Genomic DNA, 5,515 nt, shown 5'->3' on the forward strand with positions numbered 1-5,515 from the left:
GAACTATACCAGCCGTGGCTGCCGCTGTAACTATATCCAGATTTAATAATGCTATAAAAGTAATGGGGGCAAATGTCGCGTAGGCTGTAGAGATCCCTACAATAAATAACCACGCTATTGTAATCAACCATAATTCGACATTTCGAAAGGCTTGTGAAACAGCTTCAGAAGGGGACATAGAGTTTTTATTGGATACCGTTTCTGTTAGTGCTGTTGGGAAGTCCCTACGAGCTAGAAGAAAAACAGTCATTAATACAAGACTTAGTATACCTAGAATCATAACCGTCATGTAGATACCAATTGTTTGTAAAATCCACCCCATAGCGAATACACCTACGATGCCCGAACTAGCGTATCCAGATGTTAAGAAGCCTTGCGCAAAGCCTATTTCATCATTAGAAAACCATTTTGCCATCCAAACCTGTGGTGGCGTTGTTCCAGTGATAATAGCTATACCTATGATTGCCCTTGATATAACTAACAACTCAAAAGAATCTGCATACGCAAATAGAAGTAGCCCTATTGTTAACGTGAGCATGCCAAGTGCGCCTAGTTTTCTTCCACCATATCGATCAATCAGAACGCCAATAGGAATCGCTAATATGATGCCAGCAATCCAAACAACTGCCATCAAGCTGCCTGCCTGCACTCCTGTCAATCCAAATTGTGGAATTAGGATAGTTAACATAGTTCCTATACTTAATACGGCAGTACCAACCAGTAGCCACGAGAGCCATGCAAGACTCAATACGACCCAGCGAAATCTTAATTTTTCCATTTCTGAAATTTCCCCTAGCCTCTTAATCAGCATATGGCGAATTGAACACATGGATACTGGTTTTAAAACTTATCCTACTGGGAACACGTTTTTTCAAGTCAGGAAATAAATTTTAAAATAAACGAACGCTATGCTATTCAGTTTTTACTAAACAAGACTACTATTGCGCCAATAAATGCTACTATCGCTGGAACTGTCCACGTTAAAGCCCAAGAGCCGGTCATATCAAATACAAGACCCATTGTAAGAGGCAGAATCAATGATCCTATAGAGCATATGGCTGCAAGAAAGCCGAGCGCACAACCTACCGTAGCTGATTCAGTTGATTCAGTACAAGCTGCAGAAAGAGCAGCACTTGAAATCCAATTAAAAATGCCTATAAGGCATATCCCTATCAATGCTATGAAAAATACAGTTGCGACTCCAATTAAATAGAAAGCGAAAGCGCATATTAGTGTTGCTACAAAAACTAATGTTTTTCTTTCGAATCGAGGTTTCAATTTGTCAGACAACCAGCCCCCTGCGAAAATAAAGGGAGTGCCAAGGATTGCAGCTATTCCAGCGGTAGCAGAGGCTGTAACAATATCCATTTGGAACTGCACAACGAATGTAATCGGGGCAAATGTTGCATACGCTGACATTATTCCAGTGATAGCGAATCCGGCTATACCGAGTTTCCATAATTCAACAGTTCTAAAGACTTTTGATATCATGCGAAGAGATAGTGAGGTTTCAGAGGTTCCATTTTCTTTTACTATGGCTAAAGGATGTTCTTGACGGGCTAGAAGAAAAAGAAACATACAAATAAGACAAACTATACCCAAAACTACGGTGACTAAAAATAGATCCAAGGTTTCTAGAATGTAACCCATTGTGAAAATACCTATTATACTCCCGATGCCATACCCCGAGGACAAGAAACCTAAGGCAAAACCCAATTCAGTTGAAGGAAACCATTTCGTTATCCATTGCTGCAATGGTGTACCACATAACGCAGCGCCAATACCTATCGCCAATCTCGCTACGATCAGCACCAAAAAAACTTCGGCGATAGCTATTAGAATTAATCCCACCATCAACATAAGCAAGCCAAGCGCACCTAACCTTCTTCCACCATATCGATCGGCTAGTGATCCAATAGGAATGGCAAAAACAATAGCTGGAATTGCAGAAACCGCCATGAGCGCTCCAGCTTGTACCCCAGTTAAACCAAATTGAGGAACCAACTTTACTAACATCACCCCTAAGCTCAAGAGGGCAATGCCTAGTAACAACCAGCTAAACCACGAAAGACCCAGCACAACCCAGCGAAATCTTGACTTTGCCATTTTCTTCATCTGTATGAAAATTTTGCAGCTAGAAAGTTATTTATCCTGCTTTCACATTCATTCTAAATAAGTTTTTCAACGACCTAAAAAGTGTTCGTGTCATGTGCTACTACATCACAGCAACTTTGCCGAAAGGAACGAAAATAGATACACTTGTACCTATTTTTGATAATTATGAAATGACTTTAAGCCCTGTAAACAACGAGAACGTTAAATCTCAGTTACCATTTGGGGAATTGTATTTTAGACCGACTCAAGGGTATTGTGATTGTGACACCGTGTTAGGTTCTTTAGATATCAGTCAAAAGCACGAAGCCTTAGTTGATTCTAAGAAAGTCAAGAAGTTAAGAAAAAAGGGATGGAGCAAGGAAAAAATTAATAATTGGATCACAGAAAAAATGCTCAAAGAAAGAGCGAAAAAACAGAAAAAGGACAAATACTGGCCTGATTTTCGAAATCAACAAGCAACCCGATGGATTAACTTCTTACGCGAACTTCTTGATACTGGACTAACCTTTCGTGTAGGAATTCTGATACATTGGTACAATGGTGGATTAGACTCTGAGGAAATAGAAATCAAGAAGACACAGCGTGTTAATGTAGAATCTATTAATGCAGAAGTATTGATGAACTTGAAAGAAGATGTTTTGTACGAATTCTTTTGATTATCACTTTTCTGGTGGTTACTGTCTTAGTAGCTGTTTTATTCAAGATTCTGTGCTTTAATTTTGCATGAATCATAATCTAAAAGAAAAAGTGAATTAACTTCTAAGAAATTAATGAAAATTTTTTCACAACAAACTTAGAAAACTGTGAGAGATAAAACAATGCAGAAATCATTCAAAATCAGCGTCTCTAAGTATGCTGAAACAATAAAGAACGCATTCAAGGGATTCAGCAACGGGGTGGGGCGCAGAAGTCAAGGTGAAGTTAACCTTATAGAATTCATAACCGGTTTTACGTATGTCATCGGGTTCTCAATTTTAGCTATTGTAGCAATGGTCAAGACAAAGTTCAACAACCGCTTACGAATTATAATGTTAAGTGTAACTGTTCTGGCGTTTTTCTTTCTTCAGGGTGGACACCTAATCACATTGATCCCGAAATTATTTGGGGCAGAGGGTGTAAGGGCTGCTGCGGGAGAGGTAGGAATAGGTCATGTAGAACGATATTCTTTAACTATGACAGTTGTAGCACTCGTCTTAACACTTGGTCTCACTTTTATTATCGGTCGTGCAGTATGTGGATATGGATGTCCAGTAGGAGCCCTTCAAGAACTTCTCTATGACGTCCCTACAAGCAAAAAAGGAAAAAATAAACCGATCGTGCCAACAAAAATCACCTTCTGGATAAGACTAGGGGTATTAGGTTTGATCATTGGCTTAATTCTCGCCTTTAATCTTGATCTGATCAATATAATAGCGCCATATCAGTTTTGGAGATTGGAAATTGTAATTCCTGGCGTGTTCATCATAAGTGCTTTTTTTGTAGCTTCAATTTTTGTATACAGACCTTTCTGTAGGCTATTTTGCCCTTATGGTGCTATTGCTGCACCTGTAGCGAAATTCTCCAGATTTAAATTGGAGAAAGGAGATTTATGTATGGAATGCGGACTTTGCGATATGAAATGCCCGACAGGAGAAATAATTGAAAGTTATGGTGAATGCTATCTCTGTGGAAGATGCCTTCGTACATGCAATGTAGACGCCGTAAGCTTCTGTTAGACCTGCCTCAATCTCCTATTTTTAACCAGTTTATGTATTGATGCCGTCTATGTTTAACTTCTTTGTTGATTTCTGACGTATGACTTTGCCTATAATTATCAGAAAAAAGAGATGAGGCAGGAGATATCACTTAATTTATCCTGTATATCTCAATGATTCGGCTGGAGGTATCTTACCAGCATTCCACGCGGGAACTAGCGCACCGATGACGGCTATAGCGATAGCAACTACTACTGTTTGGCCAATAGCGACCCAGGGCATTACAAACTCCATGGATCCGAAACCAACGCTACCCATAGCCTGAACGAATGTGTACCCTAAGATGTAACCATCTAAAATACCTAGAAAGAGACCTATAAGAGCAAGGAATATCGACTCAAAAAGGATGAGTTGCATCACTTTTACTTTTTTTATGCCTATTGTACGGAGTAAGCCAATTTCCCGACGTCGTTCGCTTACAATTTTTATCATCGTTGTTACTAAAACTAATAAACCAACGATAATGCTAGAATATGTGATGATATTAAAGAAGGTCCCGATTTGTTGTACTTGTTCGCGAACGTCATCTTTGACACCTTCTTTGAACGAGAAGCTTAGTTTATATTCATCGCCCCATCGTTCGTCAATCTGGTCTGCCACAACTTGCGGGTCTACCTCTGTGCCATTTGGATAATATCTATCAAGTTTCATTGAGAAATGGTATGCTGTTTCATCAAACCCGAAGTCGAGGAATTTGTCGATGTCAATTAGACAGAAATATCCAGGTTGCGGGTAGCCAATGATGTCGTTGTGCATGATTCCTACTACTTTAAACTCTGTAAAATTTCCATGAGACCATATACCAACCGGTGTTTTCTGGCCTACTCTTATGTGGAGTTCTTCAGCTAGTCTATCGCTTATAATGCAACTATTTTCATGTGTACTCTTTAGACGCTTGAAGAGTTTGTAGGTATCAGTAATGTTTGGTTCCAGAATTTTATGTTGCATAGTATTTTCATTCACGGCAAAATACTCCGTGCTGTTGATACCTATTAGTAATGAATCAAAATCTTCATCCCAAAGTTCGAAACGAGCCCCTGCGTATACTTGGGCAGTGCAAGCGGGTCGCATCCCTTCATCACTCGTATTCATCCAATGTATTCCTTCTATATTTCGTGTAATGTTCCCGCTTAGGCCGAGAGGAGCCCCCACAGATGTGGTGATCCACATATCTTCCTCAAGATTGTCGTCAACCCATTGTAGAATTCCTGTTTCGATAGCGATCATAATTGATGCGACCGAAATCACAAGCGCTAAACAGATCGTAAAAATGCCAAAGGTTAGTGTGCTCCTTGTGGGCTTTCGAGCTATGTTTTTACTTGCAAGCGAACCCACATACTTGAAACCTGGAATCTGTTTGGTAATGAAATTAAAGAATCCACCAATTCCTCTTAAAATGCCCGCAGTAAAGATAATCGATCCTACCATTAAGATATAGCTCGAAAAAAATGATTCTACAAAGAGCACATCAAAAAGACCGATTCCTAGGAATATAACTCCAGCTGAAATCGTAAGATATTTACGTTTTAAGCCACCCATGATAAGGACTAGACCAGTAGCTGTCATTAACAGGAATATACCAATAAGAAAGGTATCTTGAAGCCCCAGAACAAATGATGAAGCGAATATAAGGCCCACCCCAACAA

Annotated in this window: 5 protein-coding genes; 2 read left to right on the top strand and 3 right to left on the bottom strand. The window is 39.6% G+C overall.

The genetic code is table 11. From position 1 onward, the window contains the following. Together QVB70_RS12295 and QVB70_RS12300 are read right to left on the bottom strand one after the other, a co-directional pair. A partial coding sequence (locus QVB70_RS12295; RefSeq protein WP_287586667.1) for a nitrate/nitrite transporter occupies positions 1-778 on the bottom strand: 778 nt, incomplete at its 3' end. Between the two features lie 137 nt (positions 779-915). After that, positions 916-2,106 (bottom strand): nitrate/nitrite transporter, encoded by a 1,191-nt coding sequence (locus QVB70_RS12300; protein WP_287586670.1) that lies wholly within the window; start codon positions 2,104-2,106, stop codon positions 916-918. A 101-nt stretch (positions 2,107-2,207) separates the two neighbouring features. Here QVB70_RS12300 and QVB70_RS12305 point away from each other — a divergent pair, with 101 nt between their 5' ends. Both QVB70_RS12305 and QVB70_RS12310 read left to right on the top strand, forming a co-directional pair. Continuing rightward, positions 2,208-2,771 carry a hypothetical protein gene (locus tag QVB70_RS12305; RefSeq protein WP_287586672.1) on the top strand — a complete coding sequence of 188 codons (564 nt, stop codon included), beginning with the start codon at positions 2,208-2,210 and terminating at the stop codon, positions 2,769-2,771. Positions 2,772-2,933: 162 nt separating this feature from the next. Next, positions 2,934-3,830 carry a 4Fe-4S binding protein gene (locus QVB70_RS12310; protein ID WP_287586673.1) on the top strand — a complete coding sequence of 299 codons (897 nt, stop codon included), beginning with the start codon at positions 2,934-2,936 and terminating at the stop codon, positions 3,828-3,830. A 135-nt stretch (positions 3,831-3,965) separates the two neighbouring features. Here QVB70_RS12310 and QVB70_RS12315 read toward each other — a convergent pair. Beyond that, on the bottom strand, positions 3,966-5,515 hold a 1,550-nt coding region (locus QVB70_RS12315), incomplete at its 5' end, for an ABC transporter permease (protein ID WP_287586675.1).

It is taken from the genome of Candidatus Borrarchaeum sp. (genome assembly GCF_019058535.1).
GTDB classification, from domain to species: Archaea; Asgardarchaeota; Sifarchaeia; order Borrarchaeales; family Borrarchaeaceae; genus Borrarchaeum; species Borrarchaeum weybense.